The sequence below is a fragment of the Vibrio sp. MarTm2 genome (assembly GCF_027587055.1).
Classification (GTDB): Bacteria; Pseudomonadota; Gammaproteobacteria; order Enterobacterales; family Vibrionaceae; genus Vibrio; species Vibrio sinaloensis_D.
Genome location: NZ_JAPPTK010000046.1, coordinates 1 through 825, shown reverse-complemented (window position 1 = coordinate 825; position 825 = coordinate 1). Strand labels below are relative to the sequence as shown.

Annotated in this window: 2 protein-coding genes; both read left to right on the top strand. The window is 52.2% G+C overall.

The annotated features are described in order from the left end of the window. Window positions 1–312, top strand: a 312-nt coding sequence (locus OH458_RS21945; RefSeq protein ID WP_269979854.1) for a DNAase, incomplete at its 5' end; no start/stop codon positions are given. Window positions 313–314: 2 nt separating this feature from the next. Continuing rightward, entirely contained in the window at window positions 315–749 is a 435-nt protein-coding gene (locus tag OH458_RS21940) for a hypothetical protein (protein WP_005475942.1), read from the top strand. The last annotated feature ends 76 nt before the right edge of the window (window positions 750–825 follow it).

The following is an 825-nucleotide window of genomic DNA, read 5'->3' as shown; positions in this document are numbered from 1 at the left end:
GCTTGTCCGCAGGACTTTGAGGAGCTGAAAGCCGAAGTCCAGACAGGGCGCGTGAGCCTCTATCAATTAACGGGTGAGGGCTACGACATCACAGTGGCCGGAGAAATCCTCGGTGAGAGCTATTACCTATGGGGCGTGTCCGGCTATGGGGTGATTCAAGGCATTCGAGAGCTTCAAACCTACGTGAAAAATGCGGGGTTAACCAGTATTTCCGCTGAGACCTACTTTCCTGCGTTGGCGCGTTTGGTTCGCCGCTTGAACACCACGGAAAAGCCTCTGACCGACACCACGCACCTAACAATGAGAGTGTAATTATGGGTGGTAAATCCAGCTCTAAGAACATCACCTCGACCAGTAACGTCAGCGGTCAAAATGCCATTTCGGGCAACAACCTCGGAACAGCCATTAGTGGCGTGTCGGACTCGACCATTACGGTCACGGCCACTGACCACGGCGCCATCGAGAAAAGCCTGTTATTTGCCGAAAGCGCAATGAATGGCTCGCTGTCGTTTGCGGGTGATGCCTTAGACGATATGAGCGCGGCGAACTCGGAGAACTTGCAAATGTTGGCAGGGCTCGCGGGTAACCAAGCCGAACAAAACAAACAAAGCCTAGATTCCATTATGGAGCTGGCGAAATTCAAACAAGACAACGGCCAAAGTGAGACGCGCAAAGAGCAAATCATCATGTTGGTTGTGATTGCCTTGATTCTAGGAGCGGTGGCCATGATGGCACTGAAGAAACGATGAAATTTACGCTGCAAGAAAATCAGCCGTATCCAGTGACCATTTCCGGCTCTTGGCTGTGGCTGCGTTACGCAAGCGC

Bases quoted from the DNA above. Each gene is read 5' to 3' on its own strand.
- OH458_RS21940 (WP_005475942.1), top strand. From the start codon at position 315: ATGGGTGGTAAATCCAGCTCTAAGAACATCACCTCGACCAGTAACGTC.